Origin of the sequence: Thermogutta sp. (assembly GCF_014359955.1) — a bacterium.
Taxonomy (GTDB): Bacteria; Planctomycetota; Planctomycetia; order Pirellulales; family Thermoguttaceae; genus Thermogutta.
Genome location: NZ_JACIYL010000494.1, coordinates 1 through 3312, shown reverse-complemented (window position 1 = coordinate 3312; position 3312 = coordinate 1). Strand labels below are relative to the sequence as shown.

The following is a 3312-nucleotide window of genomic DNA, read 5'->3' as shown; positions in this document are numbered from 1 at the left end:
CGGCGAGGCCATACCTCCTATTGCCCGAATTGTCGCAGTGGCCGACGCCTACGATGCGATGGCGAGCAACCGTCCGTATCGCTCGCGGATGCCCAACGACAAAATCGACGAGATCATTCGCAAGGGTGCCGGTCGCCAGTGGGACCCGCGTGTCGTGGAGGCCTTTTTCCGAGCCCGTGATGACCTGCGACAAATAGCTGACGAAAAAGACCTGAAGCTAATCAATCATCCGCTGCTGGGACCGATTGTCCGAAAATCCCTGGGAATGACCGACAACGGCAAGGCGAGCCAGGACGGGTCCAACCATCAGTCCGCCGCTGATCGTTCTCAGGCCGCGAAGAGTTGATCCAGCACGCCTGTCCTGAGGCCACATTCATTTCGGCGACGGGAAACGGGGAATCTCGATGGCACCGTGCCGTCCGAGGTCTGTCCCGATGCCGTTGATATAGAGCCAGTCGCCGCTGGATTCCAGCCAGTACTTCTCTCCCGTTAGGGGATTGACGACCTCCGTGGCATTCTGATCGCCCAAAGCCGCGTTGAGTGCCACCGCCCACGCCAGCGTATTGGCCTGATCTTCCGCCTGGACCAGTTGCCCGGGCTCTACCATAGGCAGGAGGATGCGACAAGCCACCAGAACCTCTTCGTCCGCCTTTCTTGCCTGCCATTCGCTAACCAGGCGGTCCAGTGCGGGTTTTCGCTCAAAATAGGGCTTCCGCGATAGCTCGATCACCTGACGCATCTGGGTCAGATAGTACAGTTCATCCTGGTCCGCATTTGCGCGGGTCTTCTCCACAAGCGAGCGGAGGTCGTACTCCTGCGAAAGTGTTTTGGCTTCTTCGTCGGTCAGCAAATCGAACAGGCGACCGATGCGGACCACCTCGTAAGCGTGGAGGCCGAGAGCTCGCGCGGCCTTCCAGGTGTCGGCGTCCTCCGGCCATGTGGCAAGGATGTTCTTGACAACCTCGCTGAGCGCGGCTGCGTCCTCGCGAAGCACCTTCCCGTGGGAAAAGATTTCCTGAAGCACGTCCAGAACGGCACGCCGCAGCCGAGCGGCTTCGAATCGCAGGTGGGGATGACCCGTCTGGCTCAATCGATGGCTGATTCTCAGCGCGACGCCGATGCTTTCCAGAGATCGGCCTGACTCCCCTTTGGAGGCGCTCAGCAATGCCTCCAGGAGCTCCACCCGCGTGGCCATGACGACGTGGTCGGCAAACGCCAGGTCGGCGGCGAATCCAGCGGTGTAAACAATCGGAAAGACACATTTGGGCCGATGCAAAGCCGCACGAACCGCTTTTTGCTGCCCTTCCAGAGGACGCAAGAATTCCTGTAACGCCCTGGCAGCCGCATCATCCCCGGGAATGCCTTCGAGGAGCAATTCTCGACTCCTGGCCAGGAGAAACGGCAGGCGGTCCGCAGGAAACAGTTCGTGGAACACGGCAGCCAGGTTTTCCTCGGGGGGAGGAAGACGCGGTGTCAAGAGCTCCGGAGTTCCGCCTTCTTCCTCGATTCGGGCAAGCTCCTCGCGAAGAGCGGGCAGGAGGGTCTTCCGCACCCCGGGCAATTTGCCCAGTTCTTCAATCGGAGAACGTGCAGCCTCCTCATGTCGCGATGGTCGTTGACATCCGGTCGAGAGTGAACAGAGTACCAATATCCCAATCGCGAGAAAACCTGGCCTCATGAGACCGCGACGCGAGATTCGGAGAGGCGCTCCTGCTGACCTGGCCGATAGATCGGGCGAACCATGCAGAGACCGGGCGGAGGCGGAAATCATGACCGGGACCCCAGGATTTCGGAAGAAAATCGCGGCTTTTTCAACCTTCCGGTGACGTCCCTATTGAACACGAAGTTTAAGCGTGTGGAAATAGCACATTTCTCTCGGTCGTTGGCTTTAAACTGAGATAGACAGATAAGATAGAAAAAATTGGCAGGGTGAATCGAAAAAGAACGATCCCGCCTGGCTGGGCTGTTGACCGGTTTTGACGCGGCCATGTGCCAGGCACAGGAAACTTCGGACCGAGGTGCCGTTGACCCAGGCCGAGACAATGCGAGAAGGATAGTCAAACGAGGCAACACGGTGACCCGTTATCCACAGGTCACCGTGTTTGACGCGCCGTCAACCCGATCCATCAACGCATGCGAAATTTCTGGGGATGCTCAGCGATTTCGCCGAGGGTGGGTTGCCGCTTGGATCGGCCACCCGGCCAGGGGGTTACGTCGGCCAGTTCGGGCATCAGCTCCAGGAGTTGCTGGACCAGCATGTCGGCAAGGTATCGGACGGAGGGCTGTTTTGTCCTCGCTTGGATGGCGCGCGCCGTCTTCATCATGCGGAGAAGCCGCGCGCGTTGCAGAACCGGGGCCGACAGAGGCTCTTCTATGTCGGAGAGCAACTCCACAAGGGGCACCTGCAACGCTTTTTGCCAGCGGTAGAGCACGGAAAGTGGGAGGTCGTTGTAGGGATCTTCCTCGCGTTTCACCGTGCGGACATCCACTTTCATGCGTCGGGCCATCGTCCGCCGTGTGACTCCCTGTCTGATTCGGACTTCGGCGAGCCGATGCAGCGGCACCCTGTTGTTTTGGCCCGGAGATTGCTCCTGGCACGCTGGCGATGTCTTCGACGTGTTAGCTGGGGAAGCCTGTTGCTCCTTATCGACGGGCGTGACCACGGCCGGCATCGTCATGGCCGGCAGACCCAAATCCGAGACGCGCATGATAACATTCCTCCGGCCCACAAGGCCGCAAAGGAATCCAGCGCCGGGACCAGAACCAGAAGATCAGAACTCCTGTTGCGTTCAGCATGTGCGAAAAGATTACCCGGCACCGTCGGTCAAGCCACCTGATCTGGAAATGGCAACGTGTGCGACCAGGTCTTCCCTCGGAGCGGGCAGGAGCACCGTGATCGTTCCCAGGAGGTGCCGGTCCGATGTTCCCTCCTATCATCGCCGGCAGGAGTGTCGCCAGGGATAACGCAACTGATGGAAGATGACAAAAAAGGGAATAAAGATGACGTGACGTGAACCCTGACCGATTTGGCGCCACTCCGATTGATCACTCGCTCTTGCGCTCGTTCCTTTCTCTCCGCGGGGCTTGACACAACTTACACGACCATAATGTACCGAATATTGTCATCGGCTTGCGCCGTCTCGAACGGGACGCGCTTTGGATGATGAAAATGATGGCGTCGCAATGCTTGATGCGTCCCTCAACAATGGGCGGCTCGATAATAACTTCTACCGCCGCTGCGGAATAATCCACCCTTTACATTATAATCGGCAGAACGGCATGGGCAAGCCAGCGCAGTGGCCGGCCTCACCC

Annotated in this window: 3 protein-coding genes; 1 reads left to right on the top strand and 2 read right to left on the bottom strand. The window is 58.9% G+C overall.

The features are described from left to right. On the top strand, positions 1–346 hold a 346-nt coding region (locus tag H5U08_RS13475; RefSeq protein ID WP_366494573.1), incomplete at its 5' end, for an HD domain-containing phosphohydrolase. A 27-nt stretch (positions 347–373) separates the two neighbouring features. Here the strand turns inward: H5U08_RS13475 and H5U08_RS13470 are convergent. Together H5U08_RS13470 and H5U08_RS13465 are read right to left on the bottom strand one after the other, a co-directional pair. Then, positions 374–1552: a hypothetical protein gene (locus H5U08_RS13470; RefSeq protein ID WP_297034024.1), complete on the bottom strand. Its 1179-nt coding sequence runs from the start codon at positions 1550–1552 to the stop codon at positions 374–376. Between the two features lie 574 nt (positions 1553–2126). Continuing rightward, positions 2127–2708 carry a hypothetical protein gene (locus H5U08_RS13465; RefSeq protein ID WP_297034021.1) on the bottom strand — a complete coding sequence of 194 codons (582 nt, stop codon included), beginning with the start codon at positions 2706–2708 and terminating at the stop codon, positions 2127–2129. Between the last annotated feature and the right edge of the window lie 604 nt (positions 2709–3312).

Excerpts from the sequence above, each read along its gene's own strand:
- H5U08_RS13465 (WP_297034021.1), bottom strand. The coding sequence starts at position 2,708 with ATGCGCGTCTCGGATTTGGGTCTGCCGGCCATGACGATGCCGGCCGTG.